Below are 25,630 nucleotides of genomic sequence, written 5' to 3'. Positions count from 1 at the left end.
AACGCGATAACCGTTTCAGCGGGTGGCCTCTTTTGGCACGAACCTCCACCTCAGGTGTCATAGTCTTCAGCGGTAGTTTTGTGGCCGCCAACACCATTTCTCAGGTTAGCTAGAATAGATTTGGCTGATAAGGAAAATCCCTTGAACTTACTGTTCTGAACCTTAGTGCCACCGGAGGGATGTTAGTTGGTCACGAATTTTGCAGTAAACCCTGGAATGTTTCAGGACGCGTTTTTTAGCCGAGATGGATCTGCGCCCGTTCCGCTTATGATCAGAGCGGAAGGGATCTGGATGTTCGATGAGCATGGGAAAGCCTACATCGATGGATCGTCGGGTCCTATCGCCAGCAATATCGGACATGCTAATGAGCGTGTAGCGCATGCGATGTATCAGCAGGCAATGACGCTTGATTATGCTTATCCGCGCGTTGCGCGTCACGCCGGCAACGCCGCGCTAACAGGGCGGCTTTGCAGTCTAGCGGGGGCGCCATTCGAACGGGTCGGTCTCGCGTCAGGCGGAAGCGAGGCTATGGATCTTGCGCTGAAGTTCCTGCGGCAATACGCGGTTGCAAAAGGCTTGTCGAGCAAGCGCATTTTGATCTCCAACATGCCTTCGTATCATGGCGCTTCCATCGGCACGCTCGCGATTTCGGGCGATGAATCCTTAGAACCTTTTCTATCTGGTTTCGCAGTTAGGGGCGCGAAAGTGCCGGCTCCAATGACCTATCGAGGAGAACCGGACTTGTCGCCTGAAGAAATCGCTGAGCAAAGCGTAGCGGCACTTGAGTATGCTATCGTAAATCTAGGCCCAGAAAACGTCCTCGCGTACGTGGTTGAACCAGTGGGCGGTGTGGCAACCGGATGCCTCGTGCCCCCTTCTGTTTATTTTCGGCGCATCCGTGAGTTGTGCGACCGATACGGCGTGTTTCTTGTATTCGATGAGATTCTGTGCGGCGCCGGCCGAACCGGTAAGTTTCTCGCATCACACCATTTGAGCGGCTGCATTCCAGATGTCATTGTCGTGGCAAAGGGAATTGCCGCAGGCTACAGTCCTTTGGGTGCGGTGCTTCTCCCTGCAGAACCCGTTGATGAATTGGCAAAGCTCACCGGTTTTAACTTTTCACATACGTACGGCGCAAACCCTATCTCGTGTGCCGCCGCGCTCGCGGTCTTAGACGAATATGAAGATCGCGATTTGATCACTAACGCCTCGCAAACTGGCCAGCATCTTGGGCAAACATTGCGGCAGCTCATGAACGCCTCACCCATCGTAGGCGATGTGCGCGGAATTGGGCTGCTATACGCGGTTGAATTGGTAGCAGACAAGGAATCGAAAGCTCAATTTCCGTACGATTTCAACGTGACCGAAGTCGCTCGAACCGAGGCGCTGAAGCAAGGCCTCATAATCTACTCGAGGCGTACCTCCGGAGGAAAATATGGAGACTGGTTCATCGTCGCACCGCCACTGACCGTTACCCGAGCCGACTGTGACCAGATTGGCCAGCGATTGGAGCTTATGCTAGAGGGTGTCCGACATGCATTTCAAAGCTGGAGGCGGGGTAGCCGGTCCTGAGAGGTGGTCTGCTTGAGCTAAACAGCTTGAGCCGGAAGTGATCCGATGAGGCCTGAGCATCTGCAATGTAATTCGGCTAGGACAAATATCCGGGTAGTTGCCACGTTGTGGGGAAGTACGCGCTGACGGTCATGGCGATGCTTTATGCCTCACACGATTTCCAGCGGGCGCAGATGATCGTAAACGCATCGGGCTCAGACACCGACTCAATGCCGGCAATGTCGGCATAGTGGACCGATTTGCCGGTCTCTGTGGGACCGGACTGCCCCGAGCTGACCGCCGATCGCATGCTGATCTCGTCCGCTGATGGCTCACGAATACCGGCCTGCAGCTTGCCGGTGGTCGCCGCCTGAGGCTGCGCCAGAGGCTGGCACGCAATCGCAGTTCTCGCTTGCGGCATCCGGCAGGCATTCCGGTCGCGGACAGGCCATCGGCCTGCTGAAGGCGGTGACGGACGGCAATCGGGCTTCGCCTTCCGGGCGGCCGCGACCACTTCAACTTTCTCGCTGCGCGATATACCTGGCATGCGACGTCGCGCCACTTGGTTTTTGGCCAGCTAGTCGACCAGACCGGCCGAAGATTCCGGCCGCAACAGTGAACCAGGGGATCAAGCCGATCCCGTGCGCTTCGTTATAGTCTAGCAGATGCTCTTGGCGCGGTCGCGAGGTTTTAGAGATTCTGCACCGCTGGGAGCGGCACCCTGAGCACCGCTTCGATCTGCTCGACCGAGATAGTCAGGTTAGGCCATTCGCCCTGATTACTCCCCGACGGGTCACCCAGCCTTTGATGGCGATCAGCAGGCCGTCATGGGATACAGTGCCGGTCAGATCGCGATCGCCTGGCCGCTTAAGCGCAGCCCGCTCAGGCCGCTGATCCCGGGGCGCAAGCCCGGTCAAGCATCTTAAGAGATGTCGGCGCCGCCGGCATCACGGCGAGCGGAGCCGAATGCGGGCAGCGTCGATGAAGGTTGAAGCAGCACGACAATCTGAGCGGCGCAACGTGGTTGGCGAAATTGCATCTGCATCTGCTACCCAGCTACATCGTCTCCCTCGGCGTCCATATCAATATGGATGGCCGGCGCGAGTTGGCTATGGATCGGCACGTTGGCCGCCGAGCCGATCTGGACCGAATTCCTGCGCAAGCTGACCCGGAGTGGCCGACCTAGCGACCGAGCTGATCAATGGCAAGATCATCCGGAACGCCGAGGGTCTCGGCATCTTTCCAAATCCACTTGCCATCGTCTGGTTGATCGGCGCTCTGCTGCTCGAAGAACCGGCAGTGCCGACAGCGACAGCCGAGACGGCACTTTCAGTAGGCTGCGGCGCGAGATCGTGAACATGATCATTCCCCATCGTTAGAGCGATTATGGTGGAAAGTGAGCGGCCGGCCTGACATCTCAATCAGACAGGATGGCGCTGGCGCGCCTTCAGAAGAGATAGGTGAGCCGGACCGCTGCAGTGCTAACCCTATTTCGTCGTTCCTCGTACAGCCTTCCTTTGTTTTTCGTTCCCGTCAGTTCATTGCCTCACCGGCAGGTGACACACTCCATCCAGTCGGATAGCCAAAACATGGAAACATTCTCAGTTGATGGACGCCAAGGTCATCCGGCAGATGGTCGTAACGGCGTAGATGGGCAGCCCCCTCATCCTTCGGATCGCTGGCGCAACCAAGGGGAAACCGGTGCACTCGAATAGGATGGCCGCGATTTCGGGATGCACCGCGCAGAGTCGGTCGATGCACACGGCGACATCTGACTCGATGTCGGCGATATCAGTCTCCGGTGGCGGACGCCTCATTTCGTTGTGTCAGAACTTGCCGCCTTCGACCCCGCCGATCACGATCCTCGCCAGATTAGCCGGATCATTGAACCCGACCATACCTTCGCCGCAATGCGTCGAGTCGAAGGTCAGCGCGGCGAGCTTGGCCGCGCGGCAGCTGGCGAAGCAACGTCGACACCAGGAGCAGGCTCGACATCACCACAGGGACACCTACGCCACCACCGCGGCCTGATGCCGGATGAAGAAGCCCCAGTTCGAGCTGATTGCGATGGCACCTCGCTCGATCAGGCGCCGGGCAGTCTGCAATGCAGGCCGGCTCGAGGGCCGGATCACCAGGGACCATTTGATCCGGCCAAGCTCCCGCGACCGCTTGCGAGATGACCGGGAAGTCGAAGGTAGTGGGATTCATCAAATCCCCGCAAATCCGCTTGGGGGGAGGTACGGGGCTGCTGTCCTCGTTCCAGGTTAAGAATTCCAAGTGAGCGCGAGCCCTGCGATGTTATAGACGGTGCTCCGTTGAACCCCAACTCGGGAGGAGGTGGAGATTGCTCAATAAGGAATCATGCGTGATAGGACGTGTGCGGTATGCAGCTGAGTATCCAGGCTGAGATAACCAATGGATGCCGTTGATATTCGGTCACGAGCATCGACACCTTCAAATGGCATATCGTCGGTGCAAGATTGAGCGAAGCACCCACCATACCGGTGACACGCTGTCAGAGGGATAGCTCAGAATTTTGCGGGCATCCATCACCCAAATTGGCAACTACGAAACTCTTCGCTGAGACTTTGATGCCTGAGGTAGAGGTTAGTGCAAAAGGGACCGCCTGCTGAAACGATTATCGCATGCAGAGGTGTGATTTGGAAATAAGCAGGATCCGCGGCACCACTCCGACTATTGAGACAGCCGGAAACGGCGATGTTTGCTAGAGTATGCTATGTGCCGTTGACCTGCCACTGAATTTTCATCCGGCTGCAGTTAGAGCCTCGGCGGGTTTTACGCCGTATGGCGCGGGTTGAGCAACGGGTGATCGGCGGACTGGTCGGGGTTGCGCAGCCGATCGTCCGTTGCGGTGAGATTGGCGGCACAGGCCGCAGGCGTGATGTATCCGAGCGCCGAATGTGGGCGCGATCGGTTGTAGTCGTCTGCCCATTCGGCGATGGTTGTTCGGGCATGGTCGAGGCCGAGGAACAGGGTTTCGTTCAGCAACTCGTCCGCATCCGCCCGTTGAAGCTTTCGCAGAAGCCGTTCTGCATCGGCTTGCCCGGGGCGATGAAGTGCCATTCCACCTGATGATCCTTCGACCAGGCGAGGATCGCGTTCGAGGTGAACTCGGTGCCGTGGTCGGAGACGATCATGCCGGGCTTGCCGCGGTGGGCGATCAGTTCCGTCAGTTCACGCGCCACCCGGCGACCGGAGATCGAGGTGTCCGGGATCGCCGCCAAACATTCGCGCGTCACGTCGTCGACGATGTTGAGCACGCGGAAGCGCCGGCCGCAGGCGAACTGGTCATGGACGAAATCCAGCGACCAGCGGGCATTCGGCTTCGCCTGGACCAGGATCGGCGCCCGCGTGCCGACGGCTCGTCGTCGCGCCCGTCGCTTGCGCACGGCCAGTCCTTCTTCACGGTACAGCCGGTAGATGCGGTTGATACCCGATGCCTCGCCCTCGCGCCTGAGCAGAATGAACAGCCGCCGATAGCCGAAGCGCCGGCGCTCGTTGGCAAGGTCGCGTAGCCGGCCGCGCAGTTCCGTCTCAGGTGGGCGACAAGAACGATACCGGATCATCTTGCGATCAGCGCCCACAAAGGAACAGGCCCGCCGCTCCGACAAGCCCATCGTGGCCTGCAGATGCGCGACGGCTTCGCGCTTGGCGGCGGGCCCCTACCATTTTTTTGAAAGAAGCTCGCGCAGTGCCGACGCTTCGAGCATCTGGTCGGCGAGCAGCTTCTTCAGCTTCGCGTTCTCGTCTTCCAAGGCTTTCAGCCGTTTGGCATCGGAGACGTCCATCCCGCCATACTTCGCCTTCCAGTTATACAGCGTCGCCTCGGAGATCCCATGCTTGCGCGCCAGATCGCCCGCCTTTGCCCCCGCCTCGTGCTCACGCAGAACCGCGATGATCTGCTCTTCCGTAAACCGCTTTCTCTTCATCAGTCCGTCCTTCAATCGAGGCCGGACTCTAATCTCAGATGGAGGAAATTACCCGTGGCAGGTCACCTGGAAGGTAAGCGCTCGCCGTAGTCAAAATGCGCAGCGCGCCGCACGGGCGCGCTATCGCGTCAAATTCGAGCCGCGGGTTACGGTGTAGCGTTTGGGTGAGTTGCGCTGAGGGCGTCAGTCCGGGCCGCCTTTTGAAACCGCCATTGCGCGTCCACCATCAGATTGAGCTTTTTCGCCTGGAGAACTGTGCGATCTAAAGGGCGCAGCCGATGCTGCGACAGGAATGGTCGCGGAACAGACCGGCTCGCCGGGCGCGAACGGAGCAACCGCTCCGAAGCAGGGAACGAAGAATGGCTCAACTCTTAACTGCTATCCCAATTGTCGATGAGCATCATGTTGATCGACGTCGGTATCCACACGGAGTCGCTTTCATCGATGGGCAATACCTGCCCATGTCTGAGGCCAAGATCTCGGTGCTCGATTGGGGTTTTCTGCACTCCGACGCAACCTACGACACGGTGCACGTCTGGAATGGCAGGTTCTTCCGGTTGGACTTGCACCTAGACCGTTTTTGGGGCGGCGTTGAACGTCTTCGGATGAAGTTGCCCCACGACCGCGAAAAGATAGCGTCAATCCTCAACAATTGTGTAGCGCTGTCGGGCCATAAGTCGGCGTACGTGGAGATGATCTGCACGCGCGGTTCGTCGCCGACATTCAGCCGCGACCCCCGCCAAGCGGAGAACCGCTTCATCGCATTTGCTGTTCCTTTTGGCTCGGTTGCCAACAAGGAACAGCTGGAAAGAGGCTTGCACGTGGCGATCAGCGAGACTGTCCGCATCCCGCCTGAATCGGTCGATCCCGCAATCAAGAACTATCATTGGCTCGATCTCGTGAAGGGCCTTTTTGACGCCTACGATATGGGGGCGGAGACGGCACTGATCGTAGATACGAACGGGCACATTGCGGAGGGCCCCGGCTTCAATGTGTTCGTTGTAAGGGACGGATTCTTGAGGACGCCCGCTTTTGGAGTGTTGCCGGGCATCACGCGCCGGACTGTCTTCGATCTGTGCGCCGGGACTGGGCTCTCTGCCACGGCTGCTGATATCAGTCGTGCTGAGATCAAAGCGGCTGACGAGGTGTTCATCACCTCGACTGCCGGCGGTATTATGCCCGTGACGTGCATCGACGGCGCCGCGATCGCCAATGGGCAGGTCGGACCCGTCACCCGCCGGCTCATGGACCTCTACTGGCAAAAGCACACCGACCCGCAATGGTCGACTGCTGTGGAATATCCGTGAACGGAAATGAGCCATGGCGGCGCACTTGGCAAGCGGCTTCGCGACGATGTCAATGAGCTGTCGTAACGCAAACTGGCGAAAGTCGAGCAGGCGCACCTATGACCCCGTGGCGCGCGACGTTGAGCGAATCGACAGCCGTTACCACTCGGTGATGAGCGTCCAGTCCTCGCTGATCATGTGCTTGTGTAGGGCTTACTTCATGCCATTCCTGCGGAGTTGCCGATGAAGAACGCTTTTATTGCCTATTTGTCGGCGGAACTGGCTGGGTCGAAGTCTGCTGGGCTCTACAAATCCGAGCGGGTCATTACCTCGACGCAGTCGTCTGAGATCGAACTCGCGGATGGCAGCAAGGTCCTGAATTTTTGCGCCAACAACTATCTCGGTCTCGCCGACAATCAAGATTTGCGGGACACGGCTAAGGCTGCGCTCGACCGCTATGGATACGGCATGGCGTCGGTCCGCTTCATCTGCGGTACTCAGGAGGAGCACAAGCAACTCGAGGCGCGCATCTCTTCTTTTCTCAAGATGGAAGATACGATCCTTTATTCATCCTGTTTTGACGCCAATGCCGGTCTCTTCGAGGCGCTGCTCGGGGAGGAAGACGCCATCATTTCCGATACGCTGAACCACGCTTCGATCATAGACGGCATTCGCCTCTCCAAAGCCAAGCGCTTCCGCTATGCCAACAACGAAATGGCCGCGCTGGAAGAGGAACTGAACAAAGCCGAAGGCAGCCGCTTCAAGCTGATCGCGACCGATGGCGTGTTTTCGATGGACGGCATTATCGCCAATCTCGGCGGCGTCTGCGATCTGGCGGAGAAATATGGCGCCATCGTCATGGTCGACGATAGCCATGCGGTCGGCTTCGTGGGCAGGCATGGGCGCGGCTCGGCGGAGCATTGCGGCGTCGAGGACCGCATCGACATCATCACAGGCACACTCGGCAAGGCGCTTGGAGGCGCGTCGGGCGGCTACACGTCAGGCAAGCGCGAGGTCATCGACTGGCTTCGCCAGCGCTCGCGGCCGTACCTCTTCTCCAATACGCTGATGCCCGCCATTGCAGAGGCATCGCTGAAGGTGTTCGACCTGATCGAACATGGCGATGCGCTGCGCGAAAAGCTCTATGCCAATGCCGACCGCTTCCGCTCGAAGATGTCGAAGGCGGGCTTCACGCTGGCTGGCGCGGGCCATCCGATCATTCCCTTGATATTGGGCGACGCGACTCTCGCACAGCAGATGGCCGAGAAGATGCTCCAGCGCGGGATTTATGTGATCGGTTTCGCCTTCCCCGTGGTGCCGAAGGGGCAGGCGCGCATCCGCACGCAAATGTCCGCCGCACATTCGAGTGCGGATGTTGACCGCGCCGTCGAGGCCTTCACCGAGGTGGGCAGGGAATTGGGACTCATCTGATGCCCAACATGATTGCAGCGCCTTTGTCCATGCCTACCGGGAATTCATGGTGGTCTTCGACGTTAAGTCCGGGTCGATCTGTGCAACCGGGATGTCGGCCATCTCGTCCAACCTACTGTCGAACTCTAGTGGCACGTTGATGCCTAGCCTGAACGAGGCAGTGCTCGCCTGCCTCGCTAGACTAGGTGAACGTCCCCAGAACCCGCACCGATTTATCTATCTGGAGAGCAAAATGCCAAGAGTTGTTGTCATCGGCGCCGGGATCACCGGTGTATCGACGGCGTATGCCCTTTTGGAGCGCGGTTATGATGTCACGGTATTAGATCGTCAGCGGTATCCTGCGATGGAAACGTCCTTTGCCAATGGTGGACAGCTCTCGGCAAGCAACGCTGAAGTTTGGAACCGCTGGTCGACGATTCTTAAGGGGATCAAGTGGATGTTTAAACGCGACGCTCCACTTCTTATGAACCCTGCGCCCAGTTGGCACAAGTACAGCTGGCTGGCGGAATTCGTGGCGCACATCGCTAATTATCGCGAAAACACCGTAAAGACGACCAAGCTCGCGATCATGGCGCGGAAGCATATGTTTGAGATCGCCGAGCGGGAAGGAATCGATTTCGATCATGTTCGTCGCGGCATTCTTCACATATATCGGGAAAAGGCCGATTTCGATGATGCGCAAGCGGTAAACGAGTTGCTGGTTCAAGGTGGGCTGGACCGACGGCCCGTTTCAGGGGAAGAGATCAGGTCGATCGAACCCACTCTCCGTAGCGCCCTATACGGAGGGTTTTACACGCCGTCGGATTCGACTGGCGACATTCACAAATACACGACTGGTCTCGCACGGGCATGCGAGAGGCGCGGCGCTCGCTTCTACTATGATGCAGATGTGAGACGCGTCGAACGTCAACAGAGTTTTCGAATATTCTACGCAAGTGGTACTGAAGACCGACATGCTGGGCACCATGCCATATGCGCAGACGCCATCGTCATCTGTGCGGGCTGTAGCAGCCGCGACTTTGCCGCGAGGTTGGGAGATCGGCTCAATATCTACCCGGTTAAGGGTTACTCAATCACGGTCGATCTCGATGAGTCGGCGTCACAGGAAGCCGCACCGTGGGTCAGCCTGCTTGATGATCGAGCCAAGATCGTTACGAGCCGATTAGGTTTATCTAGATTCCGGGTCGCCGGAACCGCTGAGTTCAACGGTCTAAACCGCGACGTTCGGGAGGATCGCGTTAGGCCCTTGGTGGACTGGACGCGAATGCATTTTCCGGGGGTAAATACCAAGCGGGTAGTGCCATGGGCGGGGTTGAGGCCGATGATGCCCAACATGATGCCGCGGGTCGGGAAGGGCCGGGCACGCGGTGTGTTCTACAATACGGGCCATGGTCATTTAGGTTGGACCTTGTCGGCTGCAAGCGCCGAGATGGTTGCTGAGATCATTTCGGGTGACCTGCCGACGGACATACGCAAGGTTGCCTGATTGCAATGAAGAGGGTGCGATGAATTTCATACCATACTGCGAACTGCACTATCCGAGAGGCAATCCAGAGGGCTTACGGCGCGGACGCGATCACCGACCTCGACGATGCGGAACAGCGCAAAAGGGCTACAATGCAATGTCGCAGCGAGAAATTTATTGCTTGGGCGAGCCCGCCTGGCTGTGATCTGCCGCATCGTGGAGGGCGCCGCGCCTACTCGAAGGGGTGTCGACCTGGAAATGGGGCAGAGCCCTCGGCCGCGACGGCACGCTTGACCTGATCGCCGCGGTCATGCGAGTCACGGAGCAGGGCGGCGATCGTCGTGCTTCCCCGCAAGATCGCTCGGTTTGACGGGCGTCTCGGAGCTGAAGCCCGACCTGGCCGACGGCCGCGCCGACATGCGGATCGGGACGAAGCTTTTCGGCAAGATCTACCGCATCGTCACCAATGGTACCGCAACCCAGTCGACGCTTACAATGGCCAAAGAAGACGGCGAACTGGGTCTTGGCGTCGAACCACTCGCGCGGCGGTCGTTTCCACTCCTCGGCCGCGTGGTTCAGGACCAGATATAGCAGCCTTATGCCGCCGCGCTTGGGGAAATTGCCCTGCTGCGCACAGTGCGGCACAACTTTGAATTCAGTGCTTCGAACGCGGTTCGGTCTCCGCTGGAGATGATGGGCTTTCGGCATATGGCGCGACTATCCGGGCAAGGGCACAGGAGCGCGCCAAGTCCGGGCAGGCCGGGTTGTGTGCGTCAAGTTCTGCAAACTGAGCCGGTCATGGTGCTGGATCATGCGGCCTGGCGCAGGGCGACCTTCTTGTGCACGCGCAGGTCAGATTCGCACGACATAGGTGCGCCGGCCGATTTCCTCTTTGAGCGCTCAAGTATGTTGGTAACCGCGGTATGATCATGACGGTGCCGCCACTCCTGCTGGAGATAAGCGATTTCCGGCGTATGGCGCGACCATCCGGGAGAGGGGCACCGGAGCACGCCAAGTGCGGGCAGGCCGATGTATTCGATGAGCTGCGAGCTAGCGTTAGTAGCTGGCCGCCCATACGACCTGCCCGGTTGCGGCGAGAGCGCGGATCTGTAGGTGCCGCCTCGCCCGCCGGCTCCCGAATGTTCAAGGAGAGGGAGCCAATGAGACGTGTGATTGGAATGGACATCCACCGCACCTTCGCGGAGGTGGTGTTTTGGGAGGGAGGCCGGCTCCGCCATCACGGACGGATCGACATGACCGGCTTCGGGTTGGAAGGATTCGGCAGCAGCCTGGATGCAGATGACGAGATCGTCGTCGAGGCGACCGGCAACGCCAAGGCGGTGGTGCGGGTGCTGTCGCATTTCGTCGGGCGCGTAATTGTCGCAAATCCGATGCAGGTGAAAGCGAACACACGCAGGATCAAAACCGACAAGATCGATGCCGGCGTTCTGGCGCAGCTTCACGCCAGCGGTTTTTTGCCGGAGGTTTGGCTTCCCGACGAGCGGACCGAGAGGCTTCGCCGTCTCGCCGCACGGCGCAATCAAGTCGTGCGTCATCGCATACGGATGGAGAATGAGGTGCATGGCATCCTGCAGGCGCATCTCGTGCCGAAGCGCCCGCATGCGGACCTGTTCGACAATCGCGGGGCGCGCTTGGCTTGGACGGCACCTGCTACCCGACGACGAACGGGCGGCGGTCGCCATGCCATGCACAGCAAGAAATTCATCGCCTGGGTGTGTGGTCTTCTTCCTAGTTGGAAGTCTGCCGCTAGCGGGCGCAAGCCTCTGATCCGTGCGCGCATGCTCAACATCTGAGGAAGGAGCCGAACGCCAATGACCCGCCCTATATGTGCCCGACCTGCGGCTGGGAAAATTCGGCCGGGTCTGCGCCGACGAGCGCGAGCTCATGGAGAAGGTGGCGTGCCACTTTTAGCAGCTGACCCTGCGTCTGAAGATGAGCTGCCGTGTGCGGTGCACGGATCCTGGCGACATTTCAAACCACGACGCTTTGTGCGGTCCGTATTTCAGCAGCCGACGCATTTTGGCGCAAACCCTCCTGCCCAGGTGCTATCCTATGCGTGCTCGAACATGTTTGTGGAGACGAGTGCTTCGCTCATGGTCGACAAGATCCAATAAGCGCGGGTTAACCGCGCCGGTGGCTCAAAAAGGGGAACTGAAAGATGACGATTTCTCGACGCAATCTCCTCAAGGCGGGTATCGCCGCCGGAGCGGCTTTATCGATCCCTTCCGTCCTTCGCGCGCAGACTTCGCCGACAGTTCGAATGGTAATAGACAACCTTACCGTATTCGATCCGGTCGTTACAACGGCTGATGCTACCCAGACCCATGCACACGCGATTTACGATACGCTATTCGGCGTCGATTCGGAGTTTGCGCCGCATCCGCAGATGGTTGGACAATGGGGCGTTTCCGATGACCGGAAGACTTATACGTTCGAGCTCCGCGATGGTCTGATGTGGCACGATGGTACCCCCGTGACCGCCGCGGACTGTGTAGCCTCGATCCGTCGCTGGGCCCAAGTGGCTCCTGGCGGTCAGGTGCTGATGAAGCGCGCAAAGGACATCTCGAAAAAGGACGAAAAAACCTTCGCAGTCGAGCTCAAAGAGCCTTTGGGTCTACTGCTCGACATCTTGGCGTTCCAGGGTCCATTTATAATGCGCGAGAAGGACGCCAATTTTGCTCCAACGGAGCAGGTGACGGCGAACATTGGATCAGGGCCATTTAAGTTCAATCACGATCTTGCCAGGCCGGGGTCAAGCTTCACCTACGATCGCAATGAGAAATATGTACCCCGCCAGGAGGCGCCGGATGGACTTGCCGGCGGGAAGATCGTGAAGGTCGATCGAGTCATCTGGGACAATGGCCTGTACGGCGATAAGCAGACTGCCATCGCGGCTTTGCAAGCAGGTGAGATCGATTTTCTTTTGAGTCTGCCGGTCGATCTTCTTCCGGTCCTCGAGAGTGACCCCAACGTGGTGTTGGAAGTCTTGGATAAGACTGGCAGTGACATGATCCTGCGGCTGAACTGTCTGCAGCCGCCGTTCAACAACGTGAAGGCTCGTCAAGCGTTGCTTCACCTGGTCGATCAAGAGGCCATGATGCGCGCAGCGTATGGGGATTCGAAATACACCCGTACTGTCACTTCGATGTTCGGAAACGAAACGCCCATCTCGAATGACGAAAATACGGGGTGGTTCAAGAAAGGCGGCGATCCGGAAAAAGCCAAGCAACTCTTCAAGGAGGCGGGATATGCCGGCGAGAAGGTCGTCATCCTGCAACCTACGGACTGGGGGGAGGCAAGCAACGCCTCTCAGTTTCTGGCAGCAACATTGCAGAAGATAGGGATCAATGCTGAGCTCGCGCCGAGTGACTGGGGAGGGCTTGTCGCTCGACGCGCGAACAAGGGCACCATTGAGAACGGTGGCTGGAGCATGTTCATAACCACCGAACCTGAAGCGATCCTTGGCACAGTCATCAGTGACAACACTCTGCCCATGAATGGCGAAAAGGGTTGGTTCGGCTGGCCGCAGAATGAGGAATATGAAGCCCTTCGGGCCAAATGGGCGGATTTAGAAACGCTCGAAGAGCGTAAGGCCCTTGCCCGCAAAATGCAGAAGATATGGTGGGACTATGTGCCTACCGTCCTGTTAGGCCAAAATGTCTCGCCATGCGCGCACCGCAAGACGCTCACTGGCCTCATCGGCGTGCCGGGGGTCGTCCCAATGTGGAACATGCAGAAGACTGAGGCCTAATGGCTGTCTACATCCTCCGCAGGTCAATCTCTGCCATCGGCGTCATGGCGATGGTCGGGATCTTCGTGTTCCTGCTTCTCAGGCTAGCCCCTGGCGACCCTGCGGACATGATCGCTGGCCGCAACGCTACGCCAGAGATGGTTGCGGCCATTCGCGAGCGGCTGGGACTGAACGATTCCTTGCCGCTTCAGTTCATAAATTGGGTTCGGGACATGGTCGGCGGCGATTTCGGTACATCGATTTTTGCCGCACGACCGGTTCTTGAGCTCATATCACAGCGGCTTGAGCCAACCATTTCCCTGTCGCTCCTGACGATGATCGTTTCGGTGACGGTCGGTGTCTCCTTCGGCGTCCTCGCCTCATGGCGAGCTGGCGGTCTTGTTGATCGCATCCTGACGGCATTCGCGACACTTGGTTTTTCTGTCCCGGTGTTTGTCGTCGGCTTCTTTCTCATATACTTGTTCGCTGTCAGGACACATTGGCTGCCCGTCCAAGGATACCAACCTATCGACCATGGCTTCGGGCCATGGCTTGTGCACCTGATCCTGCCGACCGTGACTTTGAGCATTCCCTATATTGCTTTCATCGCCCGGATCACGCGTGCGAGCATGCTCGAGGTTCTGTCGGAAGACTATATGCGAACAGCCGCCGCCAAGGGCGCGTCGTCCTATGCCATGCTTTTCCACCACGCTCTGAAGAATGCGGGTGTGCCGATCCTCACCGTGATCGGCTTAAGTTTCGCAGGTCTGATTGGCGGTGTCGTCATCACGGAAACGGTGTTCAACATACCTGGTGTCGGTCGTTTGGTGCTCGATGCGATCAACAACCGCGACTATCCCATTATTCAAGGTGTGCTCATCCTGGTTTCGGGTCTGTACGTCCTTATCAATCTCGCGGTCGATCTTTCCTACACCCTGGTCGACCCCCGCATCCGGTACTGATTATGACGCTCCTCTCCGCACCAGTTGAATACGTCCCGACGGGTCGCCCGCGAATATCTGACCTTCCCCGTCTGGCAAGGCGGCATCCGCTGGTCGTGATAGGCGGCGGCCTCTTAGCTCTGTTGATCGTTCTAGCACTCGCTGCCCCGCTTTACGCCGGCGATCCATTGAACATGGATCCATTCAAACGCCTTCAGCCGCCCTCCGCCGAGATGTGGTTCGGGACCGACAATTTGGGCCGTGACGTCTTTGCACGAACGATGTTCGGCGCCCGGATCTCACTTTTGGTGGGATTGACGGCGGCGGCGGGCGCGACTCTGGGCGGCCTTCTGATCGGTGTCCTCGCCGGCTTCAACCGCATCTTCGATAATATCGTCATGCGGGTCATGGACGGCCTGATGTCGATCCCGACGATTCTGCTCGCCATTGCTCTTATTTCTCTGACTGCCCACGGGATCGGCATTCTCATCGTCGCCATCACGATCCCCCAGATGCCGAGCGTCACGCGGCTGGTTCGTTCGGCGGTTCTGAGTGTTCGGGAGCGCCCCTATGTGGAGGCCGCGCTCTGCGGCGGTGCGCGCCTGCCGAAAGTGCTGTGGCGGCATATCCTGCCGAGCACCATTCCGCCGCTTATGGTGCAGAGCGCCATTGTCTGCGCCGATGCGATTCTGACAGAGGCCGGGCTCAGCTTCCTGGGTGCGGGCGTGCCGCCCGAGATCCCGAGCTGGGGCAACATGATTTCAAGCTCTCGACTGTATCTCGCTATCGCCCCATTGACGGTCTTCGCCCCCGGTATCTGCCTTGCCGCGATGGTCCTTGCCGTCAACCTGCTCGGGGATGGCCTGCGCGACCTGTTCGATCCCCGCTCAAAGCGGAGGCGCTAACATGCAGATGCATCAAACCGCAGAGAACGACGTGCTTCTCGATGTCCGAAATCTGGAAACGCATTTTTACGGCGAAGAGAGTGTCACCCGCGCCCTTGGCGGCATCAGCTTCCAGGTGAAGAAAGGCGAGACGCTCGGCGTCGTCGGCGAATCCGGATGTGGGAAGAGCGTCACCGCCCTCTCCATCCTTCGCCTGCTTCCGAAGCTGGCCGCCAGGACTGTCGGCGGCGAGGTCCGCTTTCACGGACGCGACCTCCTTGAGCTGTCCGATCGGGAGATGCGACAGATCCGCGGCGGCCAGATTGCCATGATCTTCCAGGAGCCGATGACGAGTCTGAACCCGGTCTATACGGTCGGCCGCCAGATCGCTGAGGCGGTACAGATCCACACCAAGGCCTCGCGGTCGGTTGCGATGGCAAAGGCGCAAGAGATGCTCCGTCTCGTCCGCATTGCGGACCCCGAGCGGCGCGTTAACAACTATCCTCACGAAATGTCAGGCGGCATGCGCCAGCGTGCGATGATCGCCATGGCTCTTGCCTGTTCACCGGAACTATTGATCGCCGACGAGCCAACCACTGCGCTTGACGTCACCATCCAGGCGCAGATCCTGCGGCTCATCGTTGACCTGAAAGAGCGCACGGGAACGGCCGTGATGTTCATCACGCACGATCTGGGCGTTGTAGCCGAGACATGCCAGCGCGTGATTGTCATGTATGCTGGCCGTATCGTAGAACAAGCGAACGTGATAGATTTGTTCGCGCGTCCCGCACATCCCTACACCCAGGGCCTCATGCGATCGGTGCCTGACCGGCGACGCGGCCGACAGCGCCGCCTTCCAGAAATTCCCGGCATTGTCCCAAGTCTTCGCGAGCCCATTGTCGGGTGCAGCTTTGCTCCTCGCTGCCCGTTCGCTATCGACATTTGCCGCGACAAGACGCCCGCCCTGCGTGATGTTGGGTCGAGCCATGCCGCAGCTTGCTGGCGCGCCGAAGAGGTGATGGGCGCATGAACGGTCCTCTGCTGAAAGTCGAGAATCTGACCAAGCATTATCCGCTTGGTGCGGGAATCTTGAAGAAGAGCATTCCGGTGGTGCGGGCAGTGGAGGATGTGTCCTTTTCTGTCGAGACGGGCGAGACGCTCTGCATCGTCGGCGAGTCTGGCTGCGGCAAGTCCACCGTCGCGCGCCTCCTGATGCGACTCGTGGAGCCGACTGGGGGGCGCGTGCTGGTCGACGGGACCGACATTGCCGGTCTCACGAAACACGCGCTTCGGGTGTGGCGACGTCGGATGCAGATGGTCTTTCAGGATCCATATTCATCGCTGAACCCACGCCTCACTGCCGGACAGATCATTACTGAACCTGTCGAGAATTTTGAGCGTCTCAGCCGGAGCCAGCGCCAAGCGCTTGCCGCGGACCTTCTTCAAAAGGTCGGTATGTCGCCCGAGATCATGCACAGGCTCCCCTCCGAGTTATCGGGTGGGCAACGGCAACGGCTCGGTATCGCGCGAGCGCTGGCGTTGGGGCCCTCGCTCATCATCGCCGACGAGGCGGTCTCGGCCCTGGACGTCTCCGTGCAGGCACAGATATTGAACCTTCTTCTGGATCTCCAGCAGCAGATGGGTATCGCCTTCGTCTTCATCTCCCATGACCTTGGGGTCGTGGAGCACATCGCCCATCGCGTGGCGGTTATGTATTTGGGGCGGATCGTGGAGCTTGCGCCGTGTGAGGCGCTCTTCGCCAAGCCGGTCCATCCCTACACCGAGGCGTTGATCGCGGCAGCTCCGGTGCCGGATCCCACACGGGTTCGGCTAGAGGTGCCCGTCGAAGGCGAGGTGCCAAGCCCCATCAATCCGCCGAGCGGATGCGCGTTTCACCCGCGCTGCCCTCTCGCGGTCGATCGATGCCGCATCGAAGTACCACGTCTGGTGCCGATGGCAGATGGGCGGGTCGTGGCCTGTCATGTGCGCGCTCCGGCCATAGAGATCCCGACCCAAACGTCTGCAACGGGCGATCATTCGCCTGCTCACGTGGCTCAGCCTCATAGTCCGGTCCTGAGGTATCGGGAAACGCAAGGATAGCGACGGTGAAGTGCATACTTGTGAAAAGTAGGAGATCGTATGGATTCGCACGAAGATTGCCGCCCTCCGGTCCAGCAGGATGGTGGCTTTGATGCGGTCGGTTCAATTGAAACGAACGTTGCAGACGGCTTCACAATGGCGGCAGTCGGCGACCTTCTCTTTGCGCGGCCCGTGACAAAAGGCCATCATCCTGGCTTGGCAGATGTCCTCAGGATCTTTCATAAGGCCGACGTCACTTTCGGCAACTTGGAAACCAACATCTTGAATGTTCGATCTAAAGGATGCCCGCAGGCTGAGTACGGTGGTGCGTATTGCATCAGCGCTCCGGAGCTGGGACCTGATTTAAAGGCGATGGGCTTCAATATGGTCAGTCGTGCGAACAACCATACGCTCGACTGGGCCATTGAAGGCATGCGCGAAACGAGCCACGCGCTTGATGAAAACGGCATTGTCCATGCCGGCGCAGGCGAAAACCTGGCACAAGCCGGCGCAGCTCGCTTGTTGGAAACCTCGCGCGGTCGCGTGGCGTTGGTTTCGTTTGCTACGACGTTCACGCCGATGTCCCGTGGGTGCAATCCCGCCGGCGAGGCGCCAGGCAGGCCAGGGCTCAACGCCCTTCGTTTGACCAAGACCACCATGGTTCCGGCCGAGATGCTGGAGAGCTTGAGACGGGTGCGCGAAGTGTTACCCGGCTACAATCCCGCCGGACAGGATCCAAGCCGGGTTGTACTTGGCGGGGTGACATACAAAACGGGCGACCAAGCCGGCTACAGCTTCGAAACAGACCCGCGCGACGTCGCCGATATTCTGCGAAACGTCCGTCGGGGCAAGCAGCTCTCCGACTTCTGCATCGTCACTAACCACGGGCACGAGCCCGGGGAATGGAGCGAGGAACCGCCTGACTACGAACCATCATTTGCCCGCAGGCTCATTGACGCCGGAGCAGACGCATACGTCGTACACGGACCGCATCTGTTGCGAGGCATCGAGATCTACAAAGGGCGTCCTATCTTTTACAGCTTGGGGAATTTCTTCTGTCAGGACCTCCGGACGCCCATAGGAGCTGACATGTTCGACGCATACGGCAAGGACCCACGGGTCGACACGGATGCCGAGGTGACGGTCGATGAGGTGGCAAAAGGATACCCGACAGCAGGAGGATTTGTAGGCCCCCAATCCGGTGCGGTCTATTATGAGAGCGTTGTCGCTGTCAGCCGCTTTGAGCAAAACCAGCTTGCTGAATTGAGGCTCTTTCCCATCGAGCTCGGTCGCTTGAAGAGGTTTGCCAACCGGGGCGTGCCGCGTCTCGCTGCCGGGCAGCAAGCAAAAGCCATTCTGGAGCGTTTACAAAAGCTCTCGAAGCCATTTGGAACCCAAATCGACCTCGAGAACGACGTCGGACTGATCCGACTGCGACCCAGCTCGGCGCCATGATGCGGCACGTCATAATGTCTCGGGCGCAGCTTGTTGGCGCTGCTTGGCGATCCCACGTCGGACGGCACTAGACAGAGGCGGTCGGGCCGCGAGGCTTGGGCTCTGCCCAACCGCTGGTAATTGCGATGCCTAGCCTCCACCGGGTTGTCCTGAGCCCGAACTGCTGCGCCATCCCTTTGCAATCCGGAGACTTTCCCATGAACTACCGCATCCTCACTGGCGAGATCGAACATGAGGCAAACACCTTCAGCAATGTGCCGACCACGCTCGAGCATTTCCGGTCCGGCGCCTTGCTGCTGGGCGACGAGATTCCACCAGCGCGGCGGGGCACCCGCACCGCGCTGGGCGCGGCGTTCGAGGCGGCGGAGAAATTCGGCTGGAGGCTCTCTCATCCGCTCGCAGCTAGCGCCACCCCTGGGGGCACGGTGACGAAGGAAACTTTTGAGCAGCTCTGCGCCTGGTTCCTTGCAGGCGCCGAGGGCTGCGATGGCGCGCTCATTAACCTGCACGGTGCGATGGTCGCTGAGGGCTGCGAGGACACAGAAGGCGAGATCCTCGCCCGATTGCGCGCCATTCTCGGACCCGACGCGCCGATCGTCGTCACGCTCGACTTGCACGCCAACGTCACTCAGAAGATGGCGACGAACGCCTCGGCGCTGATCGCCGTGCGCACCTATCCTCATATCGACTACTATGAACGCGCTTGGCACGGGGCCGAGCTGCTCGACCGCGCTCTTCGCGGGGAGATCCGTCCGCGCACCGTCATTGCCAAACGCCCGATGCTGCGCGGTCTTAACGTGGGGCATACCGAGACCGGCCCGATGCGCGAGCTGATCGACCGTGGCGAGGCGCTGGAAGCGTCTGGCAAGGTGCTCGTGGTCAGCGTCTGCGCCGGGTTCTCCCAGAGCGACATTTACGATGTTGGGCCCAGCGTCACCGTCACCGCCAATGGCGACAGCAGGGAGGCGAAGCGCATTGCTGAGGAATTTATGGATTACGCGTGGGAGACACGCGAGTTTGTCTCCGTCCGCGACACTACCATCAGCATCGCCGAGGCGGTGGAACGCGCCAAAACCGGCGAGGCTGGCGCCGACAAGCCACTGGTGCTCGCTGATGTCAGCGACAATCCCGGCGGCGGTGCTTACGGTGACGCGACAAACCTGCTACGCGCGATGATCACGGCCGACCTCCAGAACACGGCCTTCCATGCGATCTTCGATCCAGCGGCCGTGCATGCCGGCATCGCCATCGGCGTCGGCAACAAGGGGCGCATCGTGCTCGGCGGCAAGCACGCCCCGGAGATGGGCGGGGCGCCGCTCGAAGTCGAGGCGCGGGTAGTCTCCATCACCGACGGTCATTTCCGCTGCCACGGGCCCATGGGCGGAGGCGCATGGCGCAGTTACGGGCCGAGCCTGATGCTGCGCGTGGGAGGCATCGAAGTTGCGGTGATCTCGGGGAACGACCAAGCGACCGACCTCGCCCAGCTCACCTCCCTCGGCATCGACCCGCTTCACTGCGCGACCATAGCACTGAAGTCCTATCATCATTTCCGTGCGGCGTTCGAACCGATCGCGCGCGAGGTGATCAGGGTCGATGGTGGCGGGATGATGGGATCCGCCGCCCTCTCAAAAGCCGAGTACCGCCATGTCCGTCGCCCGATTTGGCCGCTCGACAACATCAAGCTCTAGGCGCCTGCCCACAAGGGACCCGACCAACCAGAAGAAATTGTCAGAAACCTGAACCACGTGGATTACGTGCGCACGCTGGCAACGAACGAAGCGAGACTATCGATGGGCAGGCTCGAATTCAAAGGACAGCACTATCTCGACGGCCGCGCGTCCGATCCGAAAGCACTCAGCCGGATGCGCTGCGCCGCCGCCCGCTGACAAGCGCATCACTTTCGAAAGCGACGAATCGCTCAACTTTCCGCAGCTGCGCTGGTCGCTGTCTCACATGCCCGAGCTCGTGCCGTCTGTCAGCATGTGGCGTGGACGGGGCGGGCCTGCGCTGCTCGAACGCAGCGACAAGACCGCCGAAATTGATTAGCTCCCCTTTGCCGGCGCGAAGGCGTGCCCAACAACTCCAAAGGCGCTACTATCTGCCGGAGCTGCGCGCCAGCGCATTCGAGGACGCAACGGTGCGCACAGACTCCTCGATTACGGCGAAAACTACACCGATAGGCACCCCAGTTTCTGGGCGCATGCTCGCGCATGCGACTGGCGGCCTCGGCCGGCTGTGTACAGCGATCCGCAGACTGTCAAACGGCTTCCAAAACTGACCCCCGATTGGAGTGCGCCCCTCGGACCGGACAGGATGAACAAGCAGAATTGACTTGGAAGCCGGGCTTTCGAAGGATGGAAGCCCATGGTGACTTATCGCACGCACAGCATCGAGTTCAAACGTCAGGTAGTGCAGGAGTTCCTGTCCGGCGAGACGCTGCATGGTCTCGCCAGGCGGCACGAACTGCCGCGTAACCTGATCCGCATCTGGGTTCAGAAATACGAGGCCGGCTCCTTCGACGAAGACGTGGCGGCGGCCGACACGATGCAGACCTATGAGGCGCGGATCGCAGCGCTGGAGCGGCTGGTAGGCCGGCAAGCCTTGGAAATTGAGTTTCTAAAGGGGGCTCTGAAAAGCGCACCACGTCCGAGAAGCGGGACTACATCCGTGATCACCGGCCCGGCGGTGTCTCCGTCGCTGAAGGATGCCGGCTGATGGGGATCGCGCGATCAACCTACTACGATCAGCCCGAAACCGCCGTGGATGACACAGCGCTCGTCGAGACGATGGGTGAGATCTCCGACAGCTTCGAAGCTTACGGCTATCGCCGCATGCAGGCGGCGCTGCGGCAGCGCGGCATCGTCGTCAACCACAAGAAGGTCAGACGGTTGATGCGCGAGCACGATCTGCAGCCCAGGATCAGGCGGCGCTTCATCGTCACTACGGACAGCGATCACGAGTTGCCGATCTTCCCGAACCTGGCGAAGAACGTGACACCCGACGGCCCGAACCAGCTCTGGGTGAGCGACATAACATACGTGACGATTGCGGCGGGCTTCGTCTACGTCGCGGTCATTTTGGATGCCTGGTCACGCAAGGTCGTTGGTTACGCCATCGGTCGGTCGATCGACGCGCGCTTGACCGTTGCAGCATTGAAGGCGGCAATCGAACGACGAAAACCCCCGCCGGGCTGCGTCCATCACTCGGACCGAGGGTCGCAATATGCGGCACTCCTCTACCGCAACGTTCTCGCCGAGCACGATCTTATTGGATCGATGGGCCGGCGCGGCAATCCCTACGATAATGCGAAAGCGGAAAGCTTCATGAAGACGATGAAGGTCGAAGCCGTCTATCCGATGGCCTACGAAACCTTCGCCGACCTCGCTGAGGACCTTCCCCGCTTCATTGATGAGGTTTACAACACCCGCCGGTTGCACTCAGCGCTCGGCTATCTCAGCCCGCAACAGTTCGAGGACCAACACGCCCGGCAGATGGTCAAAACTGCGGCTTGACCCTGTCCGGTCCGAGGGGCGCACTCCAGATCGGCGTCCAATTTTGACCCCCTTAGGTTATGCGCGGCGGTCAGCGTTCACCCGGGCGGAGCTGGTCAGGGTTGCGCAGCCCGGGCGAGCGCGGATGGCGCTTGGCAGCTTAACAGGATGATCAGGCGCGGTTCTTGAAGCGCCAGGACTCGTTTCCGGTCTCGATGATCTCGCAATGATGAGTGAGACGGTCGAGGAGCGCTGTCGTCATCTTGGCGTCGCCGAAGACGGCGGGCCATTCGCCGAACGCCAGGTTGGTGGTGACGATGATCGAGGTCCGTTCGTAGAGCCTGCTGATCAGGTGGAAGAGCAATTGCCCGCCGGCTTGCGCGAACGGGAGATAGCCGAGTTCATCGAGCACGACGAAGTCGAGCCGGGTGAGGTAGTCGGCGATACGGCCCTGCTTGCCGCCGCGATGCTCGGTCTCGAGCCGGTTGACGAGATCGACGACGTTGAAGAAGCGGCCACGTGAGCCGTTGCGGATCAGGGCGCGGGCAATGGCGATTGCCAGATGCGACTTGCCGGTTCCGGTGCCGCCGATGAGCACGGCGTTGCGCTGGTCGGCGACGAAGGTGCCGTTGGCAAGGTCCCGGACCAGCACCTCGTTGACCGGCGTGCCGTCGAAGTCGAACTCATCGATGTCCTTGGCGATCGGCAGCTTGGCGACAGTGAGCTGGTATTTGATGGAGCGGGCCTGCTTTTCTGCGATCTCGGCCGACAGCAGATCGCCGACGATCCTCGGCGGCTCGTGCTGGCGTTTGATGCCCGTCGCCATGACCTCGTCATAGGCGCCCCGCATCCCGTAGAGCTTCAACGTCCCCATCAGTTCCAGAACCTGCGTGCGTTCCATCAGCTTGCCCTCCTGAGGCTGTCGTAGCGGGCGCAGTCGGCCTGCGGCTCGTGTTGCAGGCGAAGAGCGTCCGGGGTGAGAATGGTGACGGCCGGCGCCGGATCGCGCCGACGCGCCAGAATGTTGATGATGATGGCGGCGGAGCAGACGTTCTGATCGAGCGCTTCCTGGCAGGCGGCTTCCACCACGTCGAGACCGTCACCGAGAACCGCGGTCAGGATCGCCACCATCTGCCGATCGCCGTCATGGGCCGGCTTCAGTTTGCGCCGCACCCGCTCCATCGCCGAGGGCAGCGTCCAGTCGTGGAATGGCGCACCGTTGCGCAGCGCGCCCGGCTTGCGGGCCAGCACCGGAACATAGTGCCAAGGATCATAAACCGTCTCGTTGCGGCCGAAGCAGCGTGCATGCTCGGCGACGATCACGCCGTCCTGGCGGATGACGATCCGATCGGCATAGGCGTGGATGTCGACCGGGCGGCCGACAGCGGTCGAGAGCACGGAGTATTTGTTGTTATCGAAGCGCACCGTGCAGGTCTTCGACACCGAAGCCGGCATGGCGTGGAAGCCATCAAATGGACCGCGATACTCGACCAGTCTGCCGCGCTCCTCCTCGAACACGTCCCAGATCGTGCGCTCGGGCTGGTCAATATGACGATGCGCCTTGGCGTAGGCGACGCACTTGTCATGCAGCCAGGCGTTCAGCTCCTCATAGGACTTGAAGCGCAGCCGCGGTGTGAAGAAGCGCTCCCGCACCAGCCCGACCTGGTTCTCGACCTGACCCTTCTCCCAGCCGGACGCCGGCGTGCAGGCGACCGGCTGCACCAGATAGTGACTGCACATCTGCAGGAAGCGGCGATTGTATTGCCGGTCCTTGCCGACGAAGATCGTTTCCACCGCCGTCTTCATGTTGTCGTAGATGCCGCGCGTGCAGGCGCCCCCGAAGAAGGCGAAGGCCCGGTCGTGGGCGTCGAACACCATCTCCTGCGTCTCCCGCGGATAGGCCCTGACGAACATCATGCGGCTGTGGCAGAGCCGGACATGGGCGACCTTCACGGTCACCGTCACGCCGTTGATTAGGACGATCTCGTGGCTCCAGTCGAACTGGTAGGCCTCGCCCGGCGCGAAGAACAGCGGCACATAAGCTTCCGCCATCGCCGGCCCCTGCGCCTTCGCCCAGCTCTTCGCGTAACGCCGGACGGCGTCATAGCCGCCCTCGTAGCCGAGGCTGCAAAGCTCTTCGTAAATCCGGATCAGTGTCAGTTGCTCGCGCGCCGTCTTGCCACGGTTGCCATTCAAAAACCCGTCAAGCTGATCCTGCCACGGACCGATCTTCGGCTTGGGCTGCCGCTCGCGTTCGTAGGAGAACGATGTCTCATCGGATCTGAGAATCTTGCGGACGGTGTTCCGCGACACATGCAGTTCGCGGCAAATCCGCTTGAGCGACCATCCTTGCACATGGAATGCGCGCCGAACCCGGGCAATCGTATCCACCGACTTCATCCCCCACACCATCCGCTCGCTAAGACGAGCCGATGGTCGCAAATCAAAGCATCAGGGGGGTCAAAATTGGACGCCGATTCCCCGGCTCATGGGGTCAATTTTGCACGCCGATTCACAACGCAGACCTTGTTTGACTACTTGTGCACCATCCGCACGAAGAGCGAGACCGGCGAATTCGTGGACTACAAGACCGTGAATACCGACGTGCTGGCTTGGGTGACGAACCATCGTGAGGGGGCACTCCTTCACCGAACATTGCATGAACGCCTGTGGGCCCTACTCGGTTGCGAAGAGGACTTATACCTCTTCGTCGATCCCGCAGGCACGGCGATGGCTGGTGCCGTCCTGTCGGCGGCCGTGCGCGACTTGGCTTGCTTCGGCGAGCTTATGCGATGTCACAGCGAGTGGTACGGAAAAACAGCTGGTACCTAACCAGTGATAGAGGACGTGCAAAATGGCGACGCCCCATCCAAATTCGCTTATGAGGAGACGCAGGGCTACGCGCATCGCAGCCATTGGTGGGTGACGCATGATGAGTTGGGGCGTTCCTGGGCCGAGGCATGCACGGCCAGATGCTCTATGTTGCGCCGAAAGCGGAGATGATGGTGGTGCGCTTGGCGTCTCATCCTGCCGCTCCGGAAACATTCCGGTCACTCTGCCATAATACTGGCGTTGGCGCGGACTCTTTCCGCACCACCAGCAGGCGAGCAGGATCGGATTCAACCGCGCCCGCGAGCGCATGGCCTACAACGGCCATGTAGCCGCATTTGAGGGATTTGCGCCTCTGTGGGCGGCGCCCCGCTCGACACGTCCGCGTTCATCCCTGGTGGCCTTTACTGCTCCGCTTCGGCGCTTCGGCGATGAGCGCAAACATGTTCCTGGCTCGGACCCCAAACGACGCTGAGTGTCACCGCTGGCGGTTTCGAGGCAAACTTGGACCGCGTCA

At 60.0% G+C, this 25,630-nt stretch carries 19 protein-coding genes and 5 pseudogenes; 19 read left to right on the top strand and 5 right to left on the bottom strand.

The window, feature by feature from the left end; genetic code table 11:
* The first annotated feature begins 216 nt into the window (after window positions 1–216).
* Complete coding sequence (locus NKH50_RS11375; RefSeq protein WP_352879108.1) at window positions 217–1,572, top strand: aminotransferase family protein; 1,356 nt, start codon at window positions 217–219, stop codon at window positions 1,570–1,572.
* A 142-nt stretch (window positions 1,573–1,714) separates the two neighbouring features.
* Here the strand turns inward: NKH50_RS11375 and NKH50_RS11370 are convergent, their stop codons facing one another.
* Entirely contained in the window at window positions 1,715–1,972 is a 258-nt protein-coding gene (locus tag NKH50_RS11370) for a hypothetical protein (RefSeq protein WP_352878710.1), read from the bottom strand.
* Window positions 1,973–2,724: 752 nt separating this feature from the next.
* Here NKH50_RS11370 and NKH50_RS11365 point away from each other — a divergent pair.
* Entirely contained in the window at window positions 2,725–2,907 is a 183-nt protein-coding gene (locus NKH50_RS11365; protein WP_352879138.1) for a hypothetical protein, read from the top strand.
* A 1,408-nt stretch (window positions 2,908–4,315) separates the two neighbouring features.
* Here NKH50_RS11365 and NKH50_RS11360 read toward each other — a convergent pair.
* Window positions 4,316–5,501 (bottom strand): annotated as a pseudogene (locus NKH50_RS11360) (IS3 family transposase).
* Window positions 5,502–5,860: 359 nt separating this feature from the next.
* Between NKH50_RS11360 and NKH50_RS11355 the strand changes: the two are divergent.
* The 5 genes and pseudogenes from NKH50_RS11355 to NKH50_RS28980 form a co-directional block, all read left to right on the top strand.
* Window positions 5,861–6,808 carry an aminotransferase class IV gene (locus NKH50_RS11355; RefSeq protein WP_352878707.1) on the top strand — a complete coding sequence of 316 codons (948 nt, stop codon included), beginning with the start codon at window positions 5,861–5,863 and terminating at the stop codon, window positions 6,806–6,808.
* Window positions 6,809–6,905: 97 nt separating this feature from the next.
* Window positions 6,906–7,004 (top strand): annotated as a pseudogene (locus tag NKH50_RS28985) (acyl-CoA dehydrogenase family protein); the annotation flags it as partial.
* Between the two features lie 26 nt (window positions 7,005–7,030).
* Window positions 7,031–8,218 carry a glycine C-acetyltransferase gene (locus tag NKH50_RS11350; RefSeq protein WP_352878704.1) on the top strand — a complete coding sequence of 396 codons (1,188 nt, stop codon included), beginning with the start codon at window positions 7,031–7,033 and terminating at the stop codon, window positions 8,216–8,218.
* A gap of 232 nt (window positions 8,219–8,450) precedes the next feature.
* Window positions 8,451–9,704, top strand: a complete 1,254-nt coding sequence (locus NKH50_RS11345; protein ID WP_352879106.1) for a D-amino acid dehydrogenase — start codon at window positions 8,451–8,453, stop codon at window positions 9,702–9,704.
* A 336-nt stretch (window positions 9,705–10,040) separates the two neighbouring features.
* A pseudogene (locus NKH50_RS28980) lies at window positions 10,041–10,157 on the top strand (hypothetical protein); the annotation flags it as partial.
* Between the two features lie 24 nt (window positions 10,158–10,181).
* On the opposite strand, the pseudogene NKH50_RS11335 reads toward NKH50_RS28980, so the two are convergent.
* Window positions 10,182–10,354 (bottom strand): annotated as a pseudogene (locus tag NKH50_RS11335) (transposase); the annotation flags it as partial.
* 507 nt (window positions 10,355–10,861) lie between these two features.
* Between NKH50_RS11335 and NKH50_RS11330 the strand changes: the two are divergent.
* The 11 genes from NKH50_RS11330 to NKH50_RS11280 all read left to right on the top strand — a co-directional run bounded on the left by NKH50_RS11330 (window position 10,862) and on the right by NKH50_RS11280 (window position 22,305).
* A complete protein-coding gene (locus tag NKH50_RS11330; protein ID WP_352878701.1) occupies window positions 10,862–11,497 on the top strand; it encodes an IS110 family transposase in 636 nt (211 codons plus the stop codon).
* A 365-nt stretch (window positions 11,498–11,862) separates the two neighbouring features.
* Window positions 11,863–13,455 carry an ABC transporter substrate-binding protein gene (locus NKH50_RS11325; protein WP_352878698.1) on the top strand — a complete coding sequence of 531 codons (1,593 nt, stop codon included), beginning with the start codon at window positions 11,863–11,865 and terminating at the stop codon, window positions 13,453–13,455.
* Window positions 13,455–14,396, top strand: a complete 942-nt coding sequence (locus NKH50_RS11320; protein ID WP_352878695.1) for an ABC transporter permease — start codon at window positions 13,455–13,457, stop codon at window positions 14,394–14,396. Before NKH50_RS11325 ends, NKH50_RS11320 begins: the two co-directional genes overlap by 1 nt.
* Before the next feature lie 2 nt (window positions 14,397–14,398).
* The gene (locus NKH50_RS11315) at window positions 14,399–15,280 is read left to right on the top strand and encodes an ABC transporter permease (protein ID WP_352878692.1); all 882 of its coding nucleotides are present in this window, start codon (window positions 14,399–14,401) and stop codon (window positions 15,278–15,280) included.
* A gap of 1 nt (window position 15,281) precedes the next feature.
* Window positions 15,282–16,289, top strand: coding sequence for an ABC transporter ATP-binding protein (locus NKH50_RS11310; protein ID WP_352878690.1), 1,008 nt, complete (start codon window positions 15,282–15,284; stop codon window positions 16,287–16,289).
* Entirely contained in the window at window positions 16,286–17,359 is a 1,074-nt protein-coding gene (locus tag NKH50_RS11305; protein ID WP_352739271.1) for an ABC transporter ATP-binding protein, read from the top strand. Before NKH50_RS11310 ends, NKH50_RS11305 begins: the two co-directional genes overlap by 4 nt.
* A 39-nt stretch (window positions 17,360–17,398) precedes the next feature.
* Window positions 17,399–18,793 (top strand): CapA family protein, encoded by a 1,395-nt coding sequence (locus NKH50_RS11300; RefSeq protein WP_352878687.1) that lies wholly within the window; start codon window positions 17,399–17,401, stop codon window positions 18,791–18,793.
* A 197-nt stretch (window positions 18,794–18,990) separates the two neighbouring features.
* The gene (locus tag NKH50_RS11295) at window positions 18,991–20,481 is read left to right on the top strand and encodes a M81 family metallopeptidase (protein WP_352878684.1); all 1,491 of its coding nucleotides are present in this window, start codon (window positions 18,991–18,993) and stop codon (window positions 20,479–20,481) included.
* Between the two features lie 57 nt (window positions 20,482–20,538).
* Window positions 20,539–20,679 carry a hypothetical protein gene (locus NKH50_RS11290; protein ID WP_352878682.1) on the top strand — a complete coding sequence of 47 codons (141 nt, stop codon included), beginning with the start codon at window positions 20,539–20,541 and terminating at the stop codon, window positions 20,677–20,679.
* Between the two features lie 478 nt (window positions 20,680–21,157).
* Window positions 21,158–21,508 carry a transposase gene (locus NKH50_RS11285; RefSeq protein ID WP_352823664.1) on the top strand — a complete coding sequence of 117 codons (351 nt, stop codon included), beginning with the start codon at window positions 21,158–21,160 and terminating at the stop codon, window positions 21,506–21,508.
* Entirely contained in the window at window positions 21,457–22,305 is an 849-nt protein-coding gene (locus tag NKH50_RS11280) for an IS3 family transposase (RefSeq protein WP_352879104.1), read from the top strand. Before NKH50_RS11285 ends, NKH50_RS11280 begins: the two co-directional genes overlap by 52 nt.
* 151 nt (window positions 22,306–22,456) lie before the next feature.
* On the opposite strand, the gene istB is transcribed toward NKH50_RS11280, so the two are convergent.
* Together istB and istA are read right to left on the bottom strand one after the other, a co-directional pair.
* A complete protein-coding gene (istB, locus tag NKH50_RS11275; RefSeq protein WP_027038551.1) occupies window positions 22,457–23,185 on the bottom strand; it encodes an IS21-like element helper ATPase IstB in 729 nt (242 codons plus the stop codon).
* Window positions 23,118–24,684: pseudogene (gene istA / locus NKH50_RS11270) on the bottom strand (IS21 family transposase). Before istA ends, istB begins: the two are co-directional and overlap by 68 nt.
* Before the next feature lie 66 nt (window positions 24,685–24,750).
* On the opposite strand from istA, the gene NKH50_RS11265 reads away from it, so the two are divergent.
* Window positions 24,751–25,116: a hypothetical protein gene (locus NKH50_RS11265; protein ID WP_352878678.1), complete on the top strand. Its 366-nt coding sequence runs from the start codon at window positions 24,751–24,753 to the stop codon at window positions 25,114–25,116.
* Window positions 25,117–25,630 lie beyond the last annotated feature (514 nt).

The organism is Mesorhizobium sp. M1027, from assembly GCF_040318745.1.
Lineage (GTDB): Bacteria > Pseudomonadota > Alphaproteobacteria > Rhizobiales > Rhizobiaceae > Mesorhizobium.
The sequence above is the reverse complement of the archived record's forward strand: the minus strand, read 5'-3'. Positions and strand labels throughout refer to the sequence as shown.